Here is a 383-nt window from a genome sequence, read left to right on the forward strand (position 1 = left end):
AGGCTCGTCCTTCCGTCCGTACACAAGCAGCTGATGCTGGAACATGCCCATCTCGCCTTGGCCGTTCACGTACGACTTGATCGACGAGCCACCGGCCTCCACGGCCCGGGCAAGAGTAGCCCGGATGGATTCGTGCAGCTTCTTCCATTCGGCCGGGCTCAAGCTCTCCGGCGAACGCTCGGGATGAATGCGCGCTTGGAACAAAGCCTCGTCGACGTAAATATTGCCGAGGCCCACGATGTGCTCCTGGTTCAGCAGCAGCGGCTTGATGCGCGTGGAGCGCTTCTCCAGCCTCTCGCGGAACGCCTTCAAGGTGAAGGCTTCTTCGTCGAGCGGCTCGATGCCGAGCTTGTTCAGCGGCGGCAGCTCGAATTCCTCTCCGG

At 61.9% G+C, this 383-nt stretch carries 1 pseudogene; it reads right to left on the minus strand.

The features are described from left to right. Nucleotides 1–383: pseudogene (locus tag LUU93_RS21535) on the minus strand (hypothetical protein); the annotation flags it as partial.

It is taken from the genome of Flavobacterium soyae (genome assembly GCF_021245985.1).
In the GTDB taxonomy this organism is placed as follows: Bacteria; Bacteroidota; Bacteroidia; order Flavobacteriales; family Flavobacteriaceae; genus Flavobacterium; species Flavobacterium soyae.